This window comes from Streptomyces sichuanensis (assembly GCF_020328095.1).
Classification (GTDB): Bacteria; Actinomycetota; Actinomycetes; order Streptomycetales; family Streptomycetaceae; genus Streptomyces; species Streptomyces cinnamoneus.
In genome coordinates this window covers 1-20,783 of record NZ_JAIXMK010000125.1, presented here as the reverse complement: position 1 = coordinate 20,783, position 20,783 = coordinate 1, and the positions used below count along the sequence as shown (strand labels likewise).

The following is a 20,783-nucleotide window of genomic DNA, read 5'->3' as shown; positions in this document are numbered from 1 at the left end:
GCCGGCCGCGGTGCCCCCGGGCCCCGGCCGGCCGCCCACGGCACCGGCCGTGGCCCCCGCACGTCCCGCCGACGCCCCCGTGCCGGCGCTTCCCGTCCCGCCGCTCCCGCAGCCCACCGCGGCCGGGAACCCGTAACCAGGTCAGGCAACAGGCACAAGGTCAGGTAGGTGAGGTCGTGACGGCGCCCAGGCAGCCCCGCCGCCCGGTTCCAGGGCCCGCGCGCCCGGCCGCGCGCCCCGCACGCCCCCGCCCCGGGTCCCAGGCCCTCCGGCTGGGCAGTCCCCGCCCCCGGCTGCGGATGATCGGGTTCGGGTTCACGCTCGTCCTGCTGGTCTTCACCGTGCGCCTGCTGCAGGTGCAGGCCGTCGACGCCGACGCCTACGCCGCCCGCGCCAACGTCAACCGCTACATCCCGGTGACGCTGGCCGCCGAGCGCGGCGCCATCACCGACCGTTCCGGCGTGGACCTCGCCACCACCGTCGACGCCTACGACATCACCGCCGCGCCCGACCTGCTCACGCCCGAGCGCACCAAGGCCGCGGGCTCCGCCCGGCGGGCCGCCGAGCTGCTCGCGCCCGTGCTCCACGAGAAGCCCGGCGTGCTGGAGGAGAAGCTCACGGCCAACCCCAAGTCGAAGTACGTCGTCCTCGCCCGCCGGCAGGCCCCGCAGGTCTGGAAGGAGATCGCGGAGCTGAAGAAGGCACAGGCCGACAAGGCCGCCCGGCAGCAGGGCGTGAACGTCCTCGCCGGCGTCAACCGCGAGTCCCACAGCAAGCGCGTCTACCCCAACGGCGAGCTCGCCGCCGGCCTGCTGGGCTTCGTCAACGCCGACGGCCAGGGCGCCGGGGGCCTGGAGGCCCAGCTCGACGAGGTCCTCGCCGGCAAGAACGGCCGGCGCGTCTACGCCCAGTCCGGCGGCCGCCAGGTGCCCACCGGGGACGTCAAGGAGCAGGCCGCCGTGCCCGGCTCCGACGTAGAGCTGACCATCGACCGCGACATCCAGTGGGCCGCCCAGAGCGCCATCGCCCGGCAGGTGAAGGAGTCGCAGGCCGACCGCGGCTACGTCGTCGTCCAGGACACCCGCAGCGGCGAGATCCTGGCCATGGCCAACGCCCCCGGCTACAACCCCAACGAGCTCGACCGCGCCGACCGCTCCGCCCTCGGCAACGGCGCACTGATGGACGCCTACGAACCGGGCAGCGTCAGCAAGATCATGACCATGGCCGCCGTCCTGGAGGAGGGTGTGGCCACCCCCGCCACCCACGTCGAGGTGCCCAACCGGCTGCCGCGCGCGGACCGCAACTTCGCCGACGACGTCGACCACCCCACCTGGTACCTGACCCTCAACGGCGTGCTCGCCAAGTCCAGCAACATCGGCACCATCCTGGCCAGCGAGCAGCTCGGCAAGACCCGTGAGGAGGCCAACGAGGTCCTCTACGGCTACCTGCGCAAGTTCGGCATCGGCCGCCCCACCGGCCTCGGCTTCCCCGGCGAGACGCCGGGCATCCTCGCCAAGCCGCAGGACTGGAAGTCCTCCCGCCCCTTCACCATCCCCTTCGGCCAGGGACTGTCCCTCAACGCCGTGCAGGCCGCGTCCGTCTACTCCACCATCGCCGCCGGCGGCGAGCGCGTACAGCCCTCCCTGATCCGCGGCACCAAGGGCCCCGACCACCACTTCGAGCCCGCCCAGTCCCCGCCCCGCTCCCGCGTGATCAGCGAGAAGACCGCCAAGGAGCTCTCCGCGATGCTGGAATCGGTGGTCGACGACCGGGATGGCACCGGCACCAAGGCGAAGATCCCCGGCTACCGCGTCGCGGGCAAGACCGGCACGTCCAACCGGGTGGACCCGCGGACCGGCCGCTACCACGGCTACACCGCCTCCTTCGCCGGCTTCGCCCCCGCCGACCAGCCCCGCCTCACCGTCTACTGCGCCATCCAGAATCCGACCCGGGGCAGTTACTTCGGCGGGCAGATCTGCGGGCCGGTCTTCAAACAGGTCATGGAGTTCGCCCTGAAGTCCCTCCAGGTGCCGCCCTCGGGCTCCCAGCCGCCCCGGCTGCCGGTGAGCTACGACGGGCAGTGAGCCGGGCCGGCCGTGACGACGATCACTCCCGATCCGGGGAACCGCGGCCCGGGGCGCCCCTCGCTTCGCCGCGAGGCGGGTGCGCCCGGTACGCTCACCGCCGTGCCCCACGCTGATCAGTCCCACACCACCGCCCAGGACGCCCCCGCCGCGACCCAGGGAGCGCCCCGCCCCACGCGGGTCAGCCCCGTGCCCCTCGCGGAGCTGGCCGGTCAGCTGGGCATCCCCGCCCCCCAGGGGGCGGAGGCCGTCACGGTCACCGGCATCACCCACGACTCGCGGGCCGTCCGCCCGGGCGACGTCTACGCCGCCCTGCCCGGCGCCCGCTTCCACGGCGCGGACTTCGCCGCCCAGGCCGCCGGCCTCGGCGCCGCCGCCGTGCTGACCGACCCGGAGGGCGCCGAGCGCGCCGCCGCCACCGGCCTGCCCGTCCTCGCCGTCGACCACGCGCGCGACCGCATGGGCGCCCTCGCCGCCACGATCTACGGCGAGCCGGGCACCGGCCTGCTGCAGATCGGCATCACCGGCACCTCCGGCAAGACCACCACCGCCTACCTCATCGAGGGTGGGCTGCGGGCCATGGCCGGCCCCACGGGCCTGATCGGCACGGTGGAGTCCCGCATCGGCGACGAGCGGGTCAAGTCCGAGCGCACCACCCCCGAGGCCACCGACCTGCAGGCGCTCTTCGCCGTCATGCGCGAGCGCGGCGTCCGCTCGGTCGCCATGGAGGTCTCCAGCCACGCCCTGCGCCTGGGCCGCGTCGACGGCTGCGTCTTCGACGTCGCGGTCTTCAACAACCTCAGCCCGGAGCACATGGAGTTCCACAGCGGCATGGAGGACTACTTCGCCGCCAAGGCGGAGCTGTTCACCAAGGAGCGCAGCCGCCTGGGCGTGGTGAACCTCGACGACGAGTACGGGCGCCGGCTCGCCCGCGGCGAGTCCGAGGTCCCCGTCGTCACCTTCTCCGCCGAGGGCCGCGAGGACGCCGACTGGCGCGCGGTCGACGTGGAGATCGGCCCGTTCGACTCCACCTTCACCGTGGTGGGCCCCGAGGGCCGCCGGGTGAGTGCCAGGGCGCCGCTCGCCGGCCCGTTCAACGTCGCCAACGCGCTCGCCGCCATCGTCGCGCTCGTCGCCGCCGGCGCCGACCCGCAGACCGCCGCCGACGGCGTCGCGGCCGTCACCGGCGTCCCCGGCCGGCTGGAGCGCGTCGACGCGGGCCAGCCCTACCTGGCCGTCGTCGACTACGCCCACAAGACGGACGCCGTCGAATCGGTTCTCCGCGCCCTGCGCAAGGTCGGCACCGGCCGCATCCACGCCGTCCTCGGCTGCGGCGGCGACCGCGACCGGACCAAGCGCGCCCCCATGGGCGCCGCGCTGGCCCGCCTCGCCGACACGGCCGTGCTGACGTCCGACAACCCCCGCTCCGAGGACCCCCTCGCGATCCTCGCCACCATGCTTGCGGGCGCCGCCGAGGTGCCCGCCGCCGAGCGCGGCACCGTCCTCCTGATGGAGGACCGCGCCGCCGCCATCGCCGCCGCCGTCGCCCGTGCCGAACCCGGTGACACCGTCCTGGTCCTGGGCAAGGGCCACGAGCAGGGCCAGGACATCGCCGGAGTGGTACGCCCCTTCGACGACCGCCGGGTGCTGCGCGAGGCCATCGAGCACAGCCGAGCGGTCACCACGCACCGGAACGACCAGGGATGACAGACCGCCATGCGCGTACAACCCTCCCCCCGGCAGCCCTCCCGAACGACGGGAGGTGATCACCGGTGATCGCACTGACCCTCGCCGAGATCGCCGCCGTCACCGGCGGGCAGCAGCACGACATACCGGACCCGCAGGCCGTCGTGGACGGTCCCGTCGTCATCGACTCCCGTGAGGTGAAGCCGGGCAGCCTCTTCGCCGCCTTCGCCGGAGAGCACGTCGACGGCCACGACTACGCGCAGCGCGCCGTCGAGGCGGGCGCGGCGGCCGTGCTGGCCGCCCGCCCCGTCGGCGTCCCCGCCGTGGTCGTGGACGACGTCGAACGGGCGCTCGGCGCCCTGGCCCGCGCCGTCGTCGAGCGGCTGGGCACCACCGTCGTCGCCCTGACCGGCTCGGCCGGCAAGACCAGCACCAAGGACCTCATCGCCCAGCTCCTGCAGCAGCTGGCCCCCACGGTGTGGACCCCCGGCTCGCTCAACAACGAGATCGGCCTGCCGCTGACCGCGCTGCGCGCCGACGCCGGCACCGCCAACCTCGTCCTGGAGATGGGCGCCCGCGGCATCGGCCACATCCGCTACCTCACCGAGCTGACCCCGCCGCGCATCGGCGTCGTCCTCAACGTCGGCACCGCCCACATCGGCGAGTTCGGCGGCCGGGAGCAGATCGCCCGGGCCAAGGGCGAGCTCGTCGAGGCCCTGCCGGCCGCGGCCGAGGGCGGCATCGCCGTGCTCAACGCCGACGACCCCCTGGTGCGGGCCATGAGCGGCCGCACGAAGGCCCGCACGGTCCTGTTCGGCGAGGCCCCCGACGCGCAGATCCGCGCCGAGGACGTCCGCCTGACCGCCACCGGGCAGCCCTGCTTCACGCTCCACACACCCACCGGGTGCGCCGACGTGACCATGCGCCTGTACGGTGAGCACCACGTGTCGAACGCGCTCGCCGCCGCCGCCGTCGCCCATGAGCTGGGCATGCCCGTGTCCAGGATCGCCGAGGCGCTCTCCGGCGCGGGCCAGCTCTCCCGCTGGCGGATGGAGGTCACCGAGCGCGCGGACGGCGTGACGATCGTCAACGACGCCTACAACGCGAACCCCGAGTCCATGCGAGCCGCGCTGCGCGCGCTGGCCGCCATGGGCGAAGCCGCACGGGCTAGGGGCGGACGTACGTGGGCAGTACTCGGTCAGATGGCCGAGCTCGGCGGGGAGTCACTCGCCGAGCACGACGCTGTCGGACGGCTCGCCGTCCGGCTCAACGTCAGCAAGCTCGTGGCAGTCGGGGGCAGGGAAGCGGCCTGGCTGCAGATGGGCGCCTATAACGAGGGTTCGTGGGGTGAGGAGTCGGTGCACGTGTCCGACGCGCAGGCGGCGGTCGACCTGTTGCGCAGCGAGCTGCGCCCGGGAGACGTCGTACTGGTGAAGGCGTCCAGGTCGGTGGGGCTGGAGCGGGTGGCCGAGCAGCTGCTCGCGGTCGACGGTGAGGTCGCCGGCTGATGAACCAGATCCTCTTCGCGGGTGTCATCGGTCTGTTCCTGACCCTCATCGGCACCCCGCTGCTGATCAAGTTCCTCGCCCGCAAGGGCTACGGCCAGTTCATCCGCGACGACGGCCCCCGCGGCCACGCCGGGAAGAAGGGCACGCCCACCATGGGCGGCATCGCCTTCATCCTGGCCACGCTCATCGCGTACGCCGTCACCAAGGTGATCACCAGCAAGGAGCCGACGACCTCGGGCCTGCTGGTGCTGTTCCTGACGGCCGGCATGGGCCTGGTCGGCTTCCTGGACGACTACATCAAGATCGTCAAGCAGCGCAGCCTCGGCCTGCGCGCCAAGGCGAAGATGGCCGGCCAGCTGATCGTCGGCATCGCCTTCGCCATCCTGGCGCTGCAGTTCGCCGACACCCGGGGCCAGACCCCGGCCTCCACGCGGCTGTCCTTCACCCAGGACTTCGGCTGGTCCGTGGGCCCGGTCATCTTCGTGGTCTGGGCGCTGTTCATGATCCTCGCGATGTCGAACGGCGTGAACCTCACCGACGGCCTCGACGGCCTCGCCACCGGCGCCTCCGTGATGGTCTTCGGTGCGTACGTCTTCATCGGCACCTGGCAGCACGGACAGTCCTGCGGCAACCCGCTGACCGCCGGCGCCGCCTGCTACGAGGTGCGCGACCCGCTCGACCTCGCGGTCGTCGCCTCGGCCCTGATGGGCTCCTGCTTCGGCTTCCTGTGGTGGAACACCTCGCCCGCCAAGATCTTCATGGGTGACACCGGCTCGCTCGCCCTCGGCGGCGCGCTCGCCGGCCTCGCGATCTGCTCCCGCACGGAGCTGCTGCTCGCCCTCCTCGGCGGTCTGTTCGTCCTCATCACCATGTCCGTGGTGATCCAGGTCGGTTCCTTCCGCCTCACCGGGAAGCGCGTCTTCCGGATGGCCCCGCTCCAGCACCACTTCGAACTCAAGGGGTGGAGCGAGGTCCTGGTGGTGGTCCGCTTCTGGATCATCCAGGGCCTGTGCGTGGCCGTCGGACTCGGAATCTTCTACGCCGGATGGTTGGCCATCAAGTGAGCCGCGTGAGCTTCAACGGCAAGCACATCACCGTCGCCGGCCTCGGCGTGAGCGGCGTCAGCGCCGCCCGCGCCCTGGCCGGCCTCGGCGCACGCGTGACCGTCGTGGACGGCGGCGACAGCGCGGCACTGCGCGAGCGCGCCGTCCCGCTGGAGGCCGCCGGCGTCACCGTGCGCCTGGGCGACGCCGACTCCCTGCCCGAGGGCACCGACCTCGTCGTCACCTCGCCCGGCTGGAAGCCGGACAGCCCGCTCTTCGCCGCGGCCGCCGCGGCGGGCGTGGACGTGGTCGGCGACGTCGAGATCGCCTGGCAGCTGCGCGACGAGACCTCGGCGCCCTGGCTCGCGGTCACCGGCACCAACGGCAAGACCACCACCGTCCAGATGCTCGCCTCCATCCTGGAGGCCGCCGGCCTGCGCACCGCCGCCATCGGCAACATCGGCACGCCGATCATCGACGTGGTGCTCGGCGAGCAGCAGTACGACGTGCTCGCCGTCGAGCTCTCCAGCTACCAGCTGCACTGGGCGCCGTCGCTGCGCGCCCACTCCGCGGCCGTGCTCAACCTCGCGCCCGACCACCTCGACTGGCACGGCTCCATGGAGGCGTACGCCGCCGACAAGGGCCGCATCTACGAGGGCAACCGCATCGCCTGCGTCTACAACGTCGAGGACCCCGCCACCGAGCACCTGGTCATGGAGGCCGACGTCGAGGAGGGCTGCCGCGCCATCGGCTTCACCCTCGGCGCCCCCGGCCCCTCCATGGTCGGTGTCGTCGACGGCCTCCTCGTGGACCGGGCGTTCGTGCCGGACCGGCACAAGAACGCCCAGGAGCTCGCCGAGGTCTCCGACATCAAGCCGGCGGCCCCGCACAACATCGCCAACGCCCTCGCCGCCGCCGCCCTCGCCCGCGCGTTCGGGGTGGAGCCCGCGGCCGTACGGGCGGGCCTGCGCGCCTTCCGGCCCGATGCCCACCGCATCGCCCACGTCGCCGACGTCGACGGCGTGGCCTACGTGGACGACTCCAAGGCCACCAACACCCACGCCGCCCGGGCGTCCCTGGCGGCGTACGAGTCGATCGTGTGGATCGCGGGCGGCCTCGCCAAGGGCGCCACGTTCGACGAGCTGGTCGCCGCCTCCGCGAAGCGGCTGCGCGGCGCCGTCCTCATCGGGGCCGACCGGGCGCTGATCAGGGAAGCCCTCGCGCGACACGCCCCGGATGTCCCGGTGGTCGACCTCGACCGGACCGACACTGGGGCGATGGCGGCGGCGGTGCGCGAGGCGGCCCGCCTCGCCGGCCCGGGGGACACCGTCCTCCTGGCCCCGGCGTGCGCCTCGATGGACATGTTCACCAACTACAACAAGCGCGGCGCGGCCTTCGCCGAGGCGGTGCGGGACCTGGCCGCGGGCCCGGGCGCGCAGGAGTAGCCGCCGGTCCCCACGGCGCGGGCCGGCGGCGGGAGACCAGCGGAGGGGACACCCGGATGCACGCCGAGCACGCCCAGTACGTCGAGGGGCCCTGGCTGCGCGCCCTGGGGACCGCCCTGCGCGGTGGCCCCGCCGCCCGCTCCCGTCCGGTACGGGCGCCCCGCCCGGCCGTGCGGAGCGCCCCCGGCGGCCCCCGGCGCCCCCGCGGCGGCCAGGGCGGCCTGCGGGGGCTGCACGCCCGCGCCAGACGCGCCTGGGACCGGCCGCTGACCGCCTACTACCTGGTGCTCGGGGGCTCCCTGCTGATCACCGTGCTGGGCCTGGTGATGGTCTACTCCGCCTCCCAGATCAAGGCGCTGCAGAACGGCCTGGCGCCCAGCTACTTCTTCCGCAAACAGCTGCTGGCCGCCGCCATCGGCACCGTGCTGCTGCTCGCGGCCGCCCGCACGCCCGTCAGGCTGCTGCGCGCCCTGGCCTACCCGCTGCTCGCGGTCTCCGTCCTCCTGCTGTGCATGGTCCAGGTGCCGGGCATCGGCGAGACCATCAACGGCAACACCAACTGGATCTCCCTGGGCGGCCCCTTCCAGCTCCAGCCCAGCGAGTTCGCCAAGCTCGCGCTCGTCCTGTGGGGCGCCGACCTGCTCGCCCGCAAGCAGTCCAAGAAGCTGCTCACCCAGTGGAAGCACCTCCTGGTGCCGCTGGTGCCCGTCACGTTCCTGCTGCTCGGCCTGATCATGCTCGGCGGCGACATGGGCACCACCGTCGTGCTCACCACCGTGCTGCTGGGCCTGCTGTGGGTGGCGGGCGCCCCGACCAGGCTCTTCTCCGGAGTGTTCGGCGTCACGGCCGTGCTCGCCGTACTCTTCATCAAGACCAGCGCCAACCGCATGTCCCGCCTGGAGTGCATCGGGGCGACCGACCCCGGCGCCCACGACCAGTGCTGGCAGGCCGTGCACGGGATCTACGCCCTCGCCAACGGCGGCTGGTTCGGCGCCGGACTGGGGGCGAGCGTGGAGAAATGGGGCGAACTCCCCGAGCCCCACACCGACTTCATCTTCGCCATCACCGGCGAGGAACTGGGCCTGGCGGGGACGCTGTCGGTACTCGCCCTGTTCGCGGCTCTAGGCTATGCGGGTATCCGCGTGGCCGGACGCACGGAGGACCCCTTCGTGAGGTACGCCGCGGGAGGTGTGACCACCTGGATCACGGCCCAGGCCGTGGTCAACATCGGTGCGGTGCTCGGCCTGCTGCCGATCGCCGGTGTCCCGCTCCCGCTGTTCTCCTACGGAGGGTCAGCCCTGCTGCCGACCATGTTCGCCATCGGGCTCCTGATCGCCTTCGCGCGCGACGAACCCGGTGCGCGGGCGGCACTGGCCATGCGGCAGCCTGGGGTGAGATGGAAGACGATGAGACGGCGCGTCAAGAAGCGACCGTCCGGAGAGCGGTGAATTTCGGTGCATGTCGTACTCGCCGGCGGGGGGACCGCCGGCCACATCGAGCCCGCGCTCGCCCTCGCGGACGCCCTGCGCAGGCAGGACCCGACCGTGGGGATCACGGCGCTCGGCACGGAGCGGGGCCTGGAGACCCGGCTCGTGCCCGAGCGGGGCTATGAGCTGGGGCTGATCCCGGCCGTACCGCTGCCCCGCAAGCCCACCCCGGAGCTGATCACCGTCCCCGGGCGGCTGCGCGGCACCATCAAGGCCGCCGAGCAGATCCTGGAGCGCACCAAGGCCGACTGCGTCGTCGGCTTCGGCGGCTACGTGGCGCTGCCCGGCTACCTGGCCGCCAAGCGGCTCGGCGTGCCGATCGTCGTCCACGAGGCCAACGCCCGCCCCGGCCTGGCCAACAAGATCGGCTCGCGCTACGCCGCATCCGTCGCGGTGTCCACGCCGGACAGCAAGCTGCGCAACGCCCGTTACGTCGGCATCCCGCTGCGCCGCACGATCGCCACGCTGGACCGGGCGGCCGTCCGTCCCGAGGCGCGGGCGTACTTCGGGCTCGACCCCAACCTGCCGACGCTGCTGGTCTCCGGCGGCTCGCAGGGCGCCCGCCGGCTGAACGAGGTCGTCCAGGCCGTCGCCCCGGCGCTGCAGCGCTCCGGCATCCAGATCCTGCACGCGGTCGGTCCGAAGAACGAACTGCCGCATGTGGACAACATGCCCGGAATGCCGCCCTATATCCCGGTATCGTATGTAGACCGGATGGACCTCGCGTACGCCGCGGCCGACATGATGCTCTGCCGCGCGGGCGCGATGACCGTCGCGGAGCTGTCCGCCGTCGGCCTCCCGGCGGCCTACGTCCCGCTGCCCATCGGCAACGGCGAGCAGCGGCTCAACGCCCAGCCCGTGGTCAAGGCGGGCGGCGGCCTGCTGGTCGACGACGCCGAACTCACCCCCGAGTGGGTGATGAGCCAGGTGGTCCCGGTGCTGACCAACCATCACCGGCTGTACGACATGTCCCGCGCGGCCGCCGAATTCGGCCGCCGGGACGCCGACGAGCTGCTCGTCGGCATGGTGTACGAGGCGATTGCCGCACGCAGAGCGGGCTGACGGCCCGTAGGAGCAGGAGGCTGGGGAGCGTGGCCGGACCGACGACCGCCCGGCGCGGTGGCGGCAAGGGCGGGAAGAAGACCGCCACGTCCAGGTCGGCCGGGTCGGCCACGCCGCCGAAGCGGTCCCGGCCCGCCGCGCCGCCGTCCCGCCCGCCCCGCAAGGGCGGGCGGCCGCGCAAGGGCGGCTCACGCCCCCTGGGACCCCGCTCCCGCCCGCTGCGGCGCCGCAGGGCGCTGCTGTGGGCCGTGGCCGCCGTGCTCCTCGGCGCGGCGGCCTGGTGGGCCCTCTACGGGTCCACCTGGCTGCGCGTCACCCGGGTGGAGGTCGGCGGCACCGCCGTGCTGACGCCCGACGAGGTGCGGGAGGCGGCCGAGGTCCCGCTCGGCGAGCCCCTCGCCTCCGTGGACACCGACGCCATCGCCGAACGCCTGCGCACCAGGCTGCGGCGGATCGCCACGGTGGACGTCGAACGATCCTGGCCGCACGGGATCCGTCTCGAAGTGACCGAACGGCAGCCCAAAGCGCTCCTCGAAAAGGGCGGAAAGTTCATCGAAATCGACGGCGAGGGCGTGCGGTTCGCCACAGTCGATCATCCCCTCGACAAGGTGCCCCGGCTGGTGGTGGAGCCCGACCGCTCGCCCAGCCACCGGCGCTTCGGCACCGACCGGCTGGAGCGCGAGGCCGTCCGGGTCGCCGCGGCCCTGCCCGATCCCGTCCGGGGGGACACCCGCGTCATCCGCGTGCGCTCGTACGACGCCATCACCGTCGAACTGACGGGTGGTCGGACCATCGTCTGGGGCAGCGGCGAGCGCAGCGACGCCAAGGCCCGCACGCTCACCGCGCTGCTCAAGGCCGCGGGGGGCGCGAAACGCTTCGACGTGAGCGCTCCCGGCGCCCCCGCGGTGTCCGGGAGTTGACGTCGCTCCCGCCCGGCCAGCACCCTGGTTGGCTACGGCTATGGGTGATCACATAGGGTGAAAAGAAAAACGGGAGGTTCGGCGTGTTCGTTGAAGCCGCGCCGCTTGTCGACTTAGTGTCCTGCTTCAGAGAACCCAGGGAACAGTGACACCGGTAACCCTAAACTTCAACGTTAGGGTTCGGGTCGGCATTGAGAACCGCCCCCAGGCATACGTAAATCGAGGCGAGAGGCCTTCGACGTGGCAGCACCGCAGAACTACCTCGCAGTCATCAAGGTCGTCGGCATCGGCGGCGGTGGCGTCAACGCCATCAACCGGATGATCGAGGTCGGTCTCAAGGGCGTCGAGTTCATCGCGATCAACACCGATGCACAGGCCCTGCTGATGAGCGACGCCGACGTGAAACTGGACGTCGGCCGTGAACTCACCCGTGGCCTCGGTGCCGGCGCGAACCCCGATGTCGGCCGCAAGGCTGCAGAGGACCACCGCGAGGAGATCGAGGAGGTCCTCAAGGGGGCCGACATGGTCTTCGTGACCGCCGGCGAGGGTGGTGGCACCGGCACCGGCGGCGCACCCGTCGTCGCCAACATCGCCCGCTCCCTGGGCGCCCTGACGATCGGTGTGGTCACCCGGCCCTTCACCTTCGAGGGCCGGCGCCGCGCCAACCAGGCCGAGGACGGCATCGCCAGCCTGCGCGACGAGGTCGACACCCTCATCGTCATCCCCAACGACCGACTGCTGTCCATCTCGGACCGCCAGGTGAGCGTGCTCGACGCGTTCAAGTCGGCCGACCAGGTCCTGCTGTCCGGCGTCCAGGGCATCACCGACCTGATCACCACCCCGGGTCTGATCAACCTCGACTTCGCCGACGTCAAGTCCGTGATGTCCGAGGCGGGCTCGGCCCTCATGGGCATCGGCTCGGCCCGCGGCGACGACCGCGCGGTGGCCGCGGCCGAGATGGCGATCTCCTCGCCGCTGCTGGAGGCGTCCATCGACGGCGCCCGTGGCGTCCTGCTCTCCATCTCCGGCGGCTCCGACCTCGGTCTCTTCGAGATCAACGAGGCGGCGCAGCTGGTCAGCGAGGCGGCCCACCCCGAGGCGAACATCATCTTCGGTGCGGTCATCGACGACGCCCTCGGCGACGAGGTGCGCGTGACGGTCATCGCGGCCGGCTTCGACGGCGGCCAGCCGCCGGCCAAGGGCAGCCGCGACAAGGTGCTCGGCGGCTCCTCCTACGGCTCCGGCCGCGAGGAGACCTCCACCGCCACCGCGAGCCGTCCGGCCGCCGTGCCGTCCGAGCCGAGCCGGCCCTCCTTCGGCGGCCTCGGCAGCGTGACCCCGCGCACCGAGGAGCCCGCGCCGGACCCGGTGCCGGTCGCCGAGGTCCCGCCGCCCCCGGTCGCGTCCCCCCAGGTGCCCCCGGCCCGTCCGTACCAGGACTCGACGGCCGAGGAACTGGACGTTCCCGACTTCCTGAAGTGACCTCAAGGAACCGGTGAGCAGCCCCCAGTGATAGGGCAACAGCACACAGTGCCCCCCGTGGAACACGTGGCACACGCGAGCGGCGCCCACTTCGCCTTCACCGACAGGTGGGGCGGGGTGAGCGCCGCTCCGTATGCGGAGCTCAACCTCGGCGGCGCGGTCGGCGACGACCCCGCCGCCGTCCTGGCCAACCGCGAGCGGGCGGCCGGGGCGCTCGGCCTCGACCCGGCCGCGGTGGTCTGGATGAACCAGGTCCACGGCAAGGACGTCGCCGTGGTGGACGGACCCTGGCAAGCCGGGCAAACGGGAGTGATCCCGGCGGTGGACGCCGTGGTGACGGCCCGTCGGGGCCTGGCCCTCGCGGTGCTGACCGCGGACTGCACCCCGGTGCTGCTCGCCGACCCGGTCGCCGGGATCGCGGGCGCCGCCCACGCCGGGCGGCCGGGACTGCTGGCCGGGGTGGTGCCGGCGGTGGTGGAGGAGATGCTCCGGCTGGGCGCCGACCCGGCCCGGATCCTCGCCCACATCGGCCCCTCGGTCTGCGGCTCCTGCTACGAGGTGCCCGAGGCCATGCGGGCCGAGGTCGCCGCGGCGGTGCCGGAGGCCCACGCCACCACCCGCCGGGGCACCCCGGCGCTGGACGTCGCGGGCGGGGTGGTCGCCCAGCTCGGTCGGGCGGGAGTCACCGTCGCCGGCAGGTCCCCCGTCTGCACGCTGGAGTCGGCGGACCACTTCTCCTACCGGCGGGAGCGCACCACGGGGCGCCTCGCGAGCTACGTGTGGCTGGACGGCTGAGCAGTGACGGACCGTAGAACCCAATTGGCGGACAACCTCGCCCGGGTGGAGGAACGTATCTCCGCCGCCTGTGCCGCAGCGGGCCGCAAGCGGGAGGAGGTGACGCTCATCGTGGTCACCAAGACCTACCCGGCGAGCGACGTCCGTCTCCTCGCCGGGCTGGGCGTGCGGCACGTGGCGGAGAACCGGGACCAGGACGCGGCCCCCAAGGCCGCCGAGTGCTCGGATCTGCCGCTTACCTGGCACTTCGTCGGCCAGTTGCAGACAAACAAGGTCCGGTCGGTGGTGAATTACGCCGATGTGGTGCACTCCGTTGACCGGAACCGACTGGTCACGGCGCTGTCCACGGCGGCGGTCCGGGCCGGGCGCCGGCTGGACTGCCTCATCCAGGTGGCGCTTGACGCGGAGTCCGGTGCCCGGGGCGACCGCGGCGGAGTGGCCCCCGACGGGGTGCCGGAGCTGGCCGGGGAGATCGCCGGCGCGGAAGGGCTGCGGCCCGCCGGGCTGATGACGGTCGCTCCGCTCGCCGGCCCTTATGCGGGAAGGCCACGGGCCGCTTTCGACCGGCTGATGGAAATCGCAACGGACCTGCGCGCGGCCCATCCGGCTGCGAACATGGTGTCAGCAGGGATGAGCGCGGACCTTGAGGACGCCGTAGCGGCCGGTGCGACACATGTACGTGTCGGCTCGGCGGTACTCGGAGTCCGACCCCGGCTCGGGTAACGTCGCCAGGAAGTCGGACCACAGCAGAAAATATGGTCATTCCCGTCAAAAGGCGGGCGGACCACGTGGATCCGGGCGCCGTTGACGGAGCCGATCCACCACAGAGCGGAGGACGCAGAGAATGGCCGGCGCGATGCGCAAGATGGCGGTCTACCTCGGCCTCGTGGAGGACGATGGGTATGACGGCCCGGGGTTCGACCCCGACGACGAGTTCGAGCCCGAGCCCGAGCCGGACCGGCGCCGGCAGCAGCACCAGACACATCAAGCACAACAGACGCAATCGGACGAACCGGTTCGAGTCGCCCAGCCGCCCGCGCAGCGCGAGGCCGCTCCGCTCGTAGCGGAAGCGGGACGACCCGCCCGAATCGCCCCCGTGTCGTCCATCACACCCGAACGCCACTCTCTGGAGAAGAACGCACCGGTGATCATGCCCAAGGTTGTGTCCGAGCGGGAGCCCTACCGCATCACGACATTGCACCCCCGGACCTACAACGAGGCCCGTACCATCGGGGAACACTTCCGCGAAGGTACCCCGGTGATCATGAATCTCACCGAGATGGACGACACCGACGCGAAGCGGCTCGTCGACTTCGCCGCCGGTCTGGTCTTCGGACTGCACGGGAGCATCGAGCGGGTGACGCAGAAGGTGTTCCTGCTGTCTCCTGCTAACGTCGATGTCACGGCGGAGGACAAGGCCCGTATCGCAGAGGGTGGGTTCTTCAACCAGAGCTGAGACGCAACACCGGGCAATCCGGACAACGGCCAGTCAGGCCGAGTACGAGCAAGGGGAGAGGGAAGCGCGAGATGGGCATCGCACAGCAGGTGATCTACATCGCGCTGTACTGCTTCCTGATCGTGCTGATCTTCCGGCTGGTGATGGACTACGTCTTCCAGTTCGCCCGCTCGTGGCAACCCGGTAAGGCGATGGTGGTGGTCCTGGAGGCCACCTACACTGTCACCGATCCGCCACTCAAGCTTCTGCGGCGGGTCATCCCGCCGCTGCGTCTCGGGGGCGTGGCGCTCGACCTGTCCTTCTTCGTACTGATGATCATCGTCTACATCCTGATCACCGTCGTGAGCCGGCTGTGAACGCGGCTGTGAACGATACGGTCTTGCCGATTGCCGACGACTACGTTGAGGTGAAGAAGAGATGCCGCTGAGCCCCGAGGACGTGCGGAACAAGCAGTTCACGACCGTCCGCCTCCGAGAAGGCTATGACGAGGACGAGGTCGATGCCTTCCTCGACGAGGTCGAGGCCGAACTGACCCGTCTGCTCCGGGAGAACGAGGACCTGCGCGCCAAGCTGGCGGCTGCCACGCGCGCCGCCGCGCAGAACCAGCAGCAGGCCATGCGCAAGCCCGAGCCCCAGGAGCAACGACCTGGCGCTCCGGTGCCCGCCGCCATATCCGGACCGCAGCCGGTGCCGCCGAACCAGCAGCAGATGGGCGGCCCGCCGCAGCTTCCGGGCGGTGCCCCGCAGCTGCCGGCCGGCCCCGGCGGCCACGGCCACGGTCCCCAGGGCCCGCACGGTCCCGGCCCGATGGGACAGAACGGTCCGATGGGTGGCCCCATGGGCGGCCCGATGGGACAGAACGGACCGATGGGGCAGAACCCCATGCAGCAGAACGGTCCGATGGGTCAGAACCCGATGCAGCAGAACGGTCCCATGGGTGGCCCGCAGCTGCCGCAGCCGGGGCAGGGTCCCGGCGGTGACAGCGCGGCCCGCGTCCTGTCGCTCGCACAGCAGACGGCCGACCAGGCGATCGCGGAGGCCCGCTCCGAGGCCAACAAGATCGTCGGCGAGGCCCGCAGCCGTGCCGAGGGTCTGGAGCGGGACGCCCGTGCCAAGGCGGACGCCCTGGAGCGGGACGCGCAGGAGAAGCACCGCGTGGCGATGGGCTCGCTGGAGTCCGCCCGCGCCACGCTGGAGCGCAAGGTCGAGGACCTGCGCGGCTTCGAGCGCGAGTACCGCACGCGCCTGAAGTCCTACCTGGAGAGCCAGCTGCGTCAGCTGGAGAACCAGGCGGACGACTCGCTGGCCCCGCCGCGGACCCCTGCGGCCGCGTCGCTGCCGCCGGCCCCCTCGATGAGCGGGTCGATGGCCTCGGCCGGTGCGGGCATGGGCGGTCACTCCATGGGCGGCAACCAGTCCATGGGCGGCCACGGCGGCCCGTCGACGGGTGCCCCGTCGTACGGCGGTCAGCAGCAGATGTCGCCGGCGATGACCCAGCCGATGGCACCGGTGCGGCCGCAGAGCCCGCAGCCGATGCAGGCGCCGTCGCCGATGCGCGGATTCCTGATCGACGAGGACGACAACTGACGGCCGCGTAGCCGTCGGCACATATGGGCCGGGCCCCTGGGTGATCCCAGGGGCCCGGCCCATTTCTGCGTGCCCGCAACCTGCGGCGCGGGCTTCGCCCGACCGGCTGCCGCCGGGGCGTGCGAAAACCCCCCGGCGCGGTGGCGCCGGGGGGTTGTTCACCCGTCTGCTTACGCCTTACGGAGGCGGAACGTCAGTCCGAGGCCCTCGTCCACGAACGGCTCACCGTAGGAGTCGTCGGCGGAGCCGGTGGCGAAGTCCGTGGCGAGGACCTCGTCCGCGATGAGCGAGGCGTGCTCGGTCAGAGCGGTCTCGGTCTCCTCATCGGTGGACGTCCACCGAAGGGCGATCCGGTCCGCCACGTCCAGGCCGCTGTTCTTGCGGGCCTCCTGGATCAGACGGATGGCGTCACGCGCCAGGCCCGCGCGCCGCAGCTCCGGGGTGATCTCCAGGTCGAGCGCCACGGTGGCGCCGGAGTCGGAGGCCACCGACCAGCCCTCGCGCGGCGTCTCGGTGATGATCACCTCGTCCGGGGCGAGGGTGACCGTCTCGCCGTCGACGACGACGGAGGCGTTCCCCTCGCGCAGCGCCAGCGACAGCGCGGCGGCGTCGGCCGCGGCAACGGCCTTGGCGACGGCCTGGACGCCCTTGCCGAACCGCTTGCCCAGGGCACGGAAGTTCGCCTTGGCCGTGGTGTCGACCAGCGAGCCGCCCACCTCCGACAGGGAGGCCAGGGAGGAGACGTTCAGCTCCTCGGCGATCTGGGCGCGCAGCTCCTCGCCGAGCGCCTCGAAGCCGGCCGCCGCGACCAGCGCGCGCGAGAGCGGCTGGCGCGTCTTGACGCCGGACTCGGCGCGCGTGGCGCGGCCCAGCTCGACCAGGCGGCGGACCAGCAGCATCTGCTGGGAGAGCGCCGGGTCGATCAGCGCGGTGTCGGCCTTCGGCCAGGTGGCCAGGTGGACCGACTCCGGGGCCTGCGGGTCGACCGGGACGATCAGGTCCTGCCACACCCGCTCGGTGATGAACGGCACCAGGGGTGCCATGAGCCGGGTGACGGTCTCGACGACCTCGTGCAGCGTGCGGAGCGCAGCGGCGTCGCCCTGCCAGAACCGGCGGCGGGAGCGGCGCACGTACCAGTTGGACAGGTCGTCCACGAACGACGACAGCAGCTTGCCGGCGCGCTGGGTGTCGTAGGACTCCATGGCCTGGGTGACCTGGTCGGTCAGCGCGTTCAGCTCGCCGAGCAGCCAGCGGTCGATCAGCGGACGGTCGGCCGGCGCCGGGTCGGACGCGGACGGCGCCCAGCCGGAGGTGCGGGCGTACAGGGCCTGGAAGGCGACGGTGTTCCAGTAGGTGAGGAGCGTCTTGCGGACGACCTCCTGGATCGTGCCGTGGCCGACGCGGCGCGCGGCCCAGGGGGAGCCGCCGGCGGCCATGAACCAGCGGACCGCGTCGGCGCCGTGCTGGTCCATCAGCGGGATCGGCTGGAGGATGTTGCCCAGGTGCTTGGACATCTTCCGGCCGTCCTCGGCGAGGATGTGGCCCAGGCAGACGACGTTCTCGTACGACGACTTGTCGAAGACGAGCGTGCCGACGGCCATCAGGGTGTAGAACCAGCCGCGGGTCTGGTCGATGGCCTCGGAGATGAACTGCGCCGGGTAGCGCTGCTCGAAGAGCTCCTTGTTCTTGTACGGGTAGCCCCACTGGGCGAACGGCATGGAGCCCGAGTCGTACCAGGCGTCGATGACCTCCGGCACCCGGACGGCCGTGTGGGAGCAGCCCTCGGCGGTGCAGGTGAAGGTGACGTCGTCGATGTACGGGCGGTGCGGGTCGAGGCCGCTCTGGTCGGTGCCGGTCAGCTCGGTGAGCTCGGCCAGCGAGCCGACACAGGTGAGGTGGTTCTCCTCGCAGCGCCAGATGGGCAGCGGGGTGCCCCAGTAGCGGTTGCGGGAGAGCGCCCAGTCGATGTTGTTGTTCAGCCAGTCGCCGAAGCGGCCGTGCTTGACCGACTCCGGGAACCAGTTGGTCTTCTCGTTCTCTTCGAGCAGCCGGTCCTTGATCGCGGTGGTGCGGATGTACCAGGACGGCTGTGCGTAGTAGAGCAGCGCGGTGTGGCAGCGCCAGCAGTGCGGGTAGCTGTGCTCGTAGGCGATGTGCTTGAAGAGCAGGCCGCGCTCGGTGAGGTCCGCGACGAGCTTCTCGTCGGCCTTCTTGAAGAACAGGCCGCCGACGAGGTCGAGGCCCTCCTCGAAGGTGCCGTCGGGGCGGACCGGGTTCACCACGGGCAGGCCGTAGGCGCGGCAGGTCCTGAGGTCGTCCTCACCGAAGGCCGGGGCCTGGTGGACGAGGCCGGTGCCGTCCTCGGTGGTGACGTACTCGGCGTTGACGACGAAGTTGGCGTCCTCCAGCTCGACCAGGTCGAACGGGCGGCGGTAGGCCCAGCGCTCCATCTCACGGCCGGTGAAGGACTGGCCGGTGGCCGTCCAGCCCTCGCCGAGGGCCTTCTCCAGCAGCGGCTCGGCGACGACGAGCTTCTCGTTGCCGTCGCTGGCCACGACGTAGGTGACGTCGGGGTGCGCGGCGGCGGCCGTGTTGGACACCAGCGTCCACGGGGTGGTCGTCCACACCAGCAGCGACGCCTCGCCCGCGAGCGGGCCGGAGGTCAGCGGGAAGCGGACGAAGACGGACGGGTCGACGACCGTCTCGTAGCCCTGCGCCAGCTCGTGGTCGGACAGGCCGGTGCCGCAGCGGGGGCACCAGGGGGCGACGCGGTGGTCCTGGACCAGCAGGCCCTTGTTGAAGATCTCCTTGAGCGACCACCAGACGGACTGGACGTACTCGGGGTCCATCGTCCGGTAGGCGTCGTCCAGGTCGACCCAGTAGCCCATGCGGGTGGTGAGCTCGGCGAACGCGTCGGTGTGGCGGGTCACCGACTCGCGGCACTTGGCGTTGAACTCGGCGATGCCGTACTTCTCGATGTCCTGCTTGCCGGAGAAGCCGAGCTCCTTCTCGACGGCCAGCTCGACGGGCAGACCGTGGCAGTCCCAGCCCGCCTTCCGGCCCACGTGGTAGCCCTGCATGGTGCGGAAGCGGGGGAAGACGTCCTTGAAGACGCGGGCCTCGATGTGGTGCGCGCCGGGCATGCCGTTGGCGGTCGGCGGGCCCTCGTAGAAGACCCACTCGGGGCGGCCCTCGGACTGTTCGAGGGTACGGGCGAAGGTCTTGCTCTCACGCCAGAATTCGAGCACGGCGTGCTCAAGGGCGGGCAGGTCGACCTGTGCGGGTACCTGGCGGTACTGCGTCATCGGCTTCCTCCGGCGGAACGTCATTGCGCTGTCCGTCGGAGGGACGAGAACGCGCTCCTTCGGCGCTTCCCGCGGTACCACCCTCCTTGGCCGCAGGCGGATGCCTCCGGCCCCCTCATTGGGATCGCGATGCCGGTTCTACTGACCCCGTGGGGCGTTCTTCCGACGGCTCGGGGCTGATCTTCACACCGCGCACACCCCCGGGCTCGCACCGTCCCCGGGTCGCTCATGGCTGCGTGCGGCGCTACTCGTCCCTTCCACGCCTTTCGCTGCCGCCCAGTGTACGGGGCCGGACGGACGGCAGCCCACCGATTACGGGGCCGGAGGCGGGTCACAACGGACCGGGACCGGCGTGCCCCGTTGCCGCGTGCCCTGCGCCGATTTATCGTTCCCGCACGATTTGCGCGCAAGATCATAAAATGTGAAGGGGTCGCGGCCATGGCGGAGAAGCCGGCGCCGAAGCCACGCGCCGCTGCGGCGCCCAAGAAGGCCGCCGCCACGTCGGCCAAGGCCGCACCGGCCAAGAAGGCGGCGGCCGCCGCGCGGGCTGCTGACGTCGGGGAGGCGGGCCCCGCCAAGAAGACCGGGGCAGCCGGCTCTGAGGCTGGTGCGGGCGGGGCAGCCCCCGCCGCGAAAAAGGCCACCAATGCCCGGGCGGCCGAAGGCGCGCCCGCCAAGAAGTCGGCTGCCAGGGCCGCACCGCCCAAAAAAGCCGCGGCCGAGGCCGGGGCGGCCAAGGCGGCGCCCGCGAAGAAGGCCGTCGCCGCGGCGGGGGCGGCCGAAAGCGCGGCTGCCAAGAAGACCGCCGGCAGGGCGGCACCCTCCAAGAAGGCAGCGTCCAAGGCTGCCGCCAAGGCTGTGCCCGAAGCCGGCGCTGCCAAGGCCGCGCCCGTCAGGAAGGCGGCCTCCAAAGCTGCCGCCGC

General features: G+C 72.2%; 15 protein-coding genes and 1 pseudogene. 15 read left to right on the top strand and 1 reads right to left on the bottom strand.

What is annotated here, in order from left to right:
* Positions 1 to 176 precede the first annotated feature (176 nt).
* The 14 genes from LE181_RS26770 to LE181_RS26705 all read left to right on the top strand — a co-directional run bounded on the left by LE181_RS26770 (position 177) and on the right by LE181_RS26705 (position 16,555).
* Positions 177 to 2,084: a peptidoglycan D,D-transpeptidase FtsI family protein gene (locus tag LE181_RS26770; RefSeq protein WP_225664072.1), complete on the top strand. Its 1,908-nt coding sequence runs from the start codon at positions 177 to 179 to the stop codon at positions 2,082 to 2,084.
* Positions 2,085 to 2,096: 12 nt separating this feature from the next.
* A complete protein-coding gene (locus LE181_RS26765) occupies positions 2,097 to 3,791 on the top strand; it encodes a UDP-N-acetylmuramoyl-L-alanyl-D-glutamate--2,6-diaminopimelate ligase (protein WP_225664071.1) in 1,695 nt (564 codons plus the stop codon).
* Between the two features lie 65 nt (positions 3,792 to 3,856).
* Complete coding sequence (locus LE181_RS26760) at positions 3,857 to 5,278, top strand: UDP-N-acetylmuramoyl-tripeptide--D-alanyl-D-alanine ligase (RefSeq protein ID WP_225664070.1); 1,422 nt, start codon at positions 3,857 to 3,859, stop codon at positions 5,276 to 5,278.
* The gene (gene mraY, locus LE181_RS26755; RefSeq protein ID WP_190112838.1) at positions 5,278 to 6,342 is read left to right on the top strand and encodes a phospho-N-acetylmuramoyl-pentapeptide-transferase; all 1,065 of its coding nucleotides are present in this window, start codon (positions 5,278 to 5,280) and stop codon (positions 6,340 to 6,342) included. The genes LE181_RS26760 and mraY overlap by 1 nt, the downstream gene beginning before the upstream one ends.
* The gene (gene murD / locus LE181_RS26750) at positions 6,339 to 7,766 is read left to right on the top strand and encodes a UDP-N-acetylmuramoyl-L-alanine--D-glutamate ligase (RefSeq protein WP_225664069.1); all 1,428 of its coding nucleotides are present in this window, start codon (positions 6,339 to 6,341) and stop codon (positions 7,764 to 7,766) included. Before mraY ends, murD begins: the two co-directional genes overlap by 4 nt.
* A gap of 56 nt (positions 7,767 to 7,822) precedes the next feature.
* Positions 7,823 to 9,214, top strand: coding sequence for a putative lipid II flippase FtsW (ftsW, locus tag LE181_RS26745; protein ID WP_225664068.1), 1,392 nt, complete (start codon positions 7,823 to 7,825; stop codon positions 9,212 to 9,214).
* 6 nt (positions 9,215 to 9,220) lie between these two features.
* Positions 9,221 to 10,315 carry an undecaprenyldiphospho-muramoylpentapeptide beta-N-acetylglucosaminyltransferase gene (gene murG / locus LE181_RS26740; protein WP_225664067.1) on the top strand — a complete coding sequence of 365 codons (1,095 nt, stop codon included), beginning with the start codon at positions 9,221 to 9,223 and terminating at the stop codon, positions 10,313 to 10,315.
* Positions 10,316 to 10,344: 29 nt separating this feature from the next.
* Complete coding sequence (locus LE181_RS26735; RefSeq protein ID WP_372458506.1) at positions 10,345 to 11,235, top strand: cell division protein FtsQ/DivIB; 891 nt, start codon at positions 10,345 to 10,347, stop codon at positions 11,233 to 11,235.
* Positions 11,236 to 11,475: 240 nt separating this feature from the next.
* A complete protein-coding gene (gene ftsZ / locus LE181_RS26730; protein ID WP_225664066.1) occupies positions 11,476 to 12,717 on the top strand; it encodes a cell division protein FtsZ in 1,242 nt (413 codons plus the stop codon).
* Positions 12,718 to 12,744: 27 nt separating this feature from the next.
* Positions 12,745 to 13,512: a peptidoglycan editing factor PgeF gene (pgeF, locus tag LE181_RS26725; RefSeq protein WP_372458505.1), complete on the top strand. Its 768-nt coding sequence runs from the start codon at positions 12,745 to 12,747 to the stop codon at positions 13,510 to 13,512.
* 3 nt (positions 13,513 to 13,515) lie between these two features.
* On the top strand, positions 13,516 to 14,235 hold the full coding sequence (locus tag LE181_RS26720; RefSeq protein ID WP_225664065.1) for a YggS family pyridoxal phosphate-dependent enzyme: 720 nt from the start codon (positions 13,516 to 13,518) through the stop codon (positions 14,233 to 14,235).
* Between the two features lie 121 nt (positions 14,236 to 14,356).
* Positions 14,357 to 14,968, top strand: a complete 612-nt coding sequence (locus tag LE181_RS26715; RefSeq protein WP_225664064.1) for a cell division protein SepF — start codon at positions 14,357 to 14,359, stop codon at positions 14,966 to 14,968.
* Positions 14,969 to 15,039: 71 nt separating this feature from the next.
* Positions 15,040 to 15,324 carry a YggT family protein gene (locus LE181_RS26710; protein ID WP_099197393.1) on the top strand — a complete coding sequence of 95 codons (285 nt, stop codon included), beginning with the start codon at positions 15,040 to 15,042 and terminating at the stop codon, positions 15,322 to 15,324.
* A gap of 61 nt (positions 15,325 to 15,385) precedes the next feature.
* Positions 15,386 to 16,555, top strand: coding sequence for a DivIVA domain-containing protein (locus LE181_RS26705; protein WP_190112846.1), 1,170 nt, complete (start codon positions 15,386 to 15,388; stop codon positions 16,553 to 16,555).
* Between the two features lie 170 nt (positions 16,556 to 16,725).
* Here the strand turns inward: LE181_RS26705 and ileS are convergent, their stop codons facing one another.
* On the bottom strand, positions 16,726 to 19,860 hold the full coding sequence (gene ileS / locus LE181_RS26700; RefSeq protein ID WP_225664063.1) for an isoleucine--tRNA ligase: 3,135 nt from the start codon (positions 19,858 to 19,860) through the stop codon (positions 16,726 to 16,728).
* A gap of 438 nt (positions 19,861 to 20,298) precedes the next feature.
* Between ileS and LE181_RS26695 the strand changes: the two are divergent.
* Positions 20,299 to 20,783: pseudogene (locus tag LE181_RS26695) on the top strand (hypothetical protein); the annotation flags it as partial.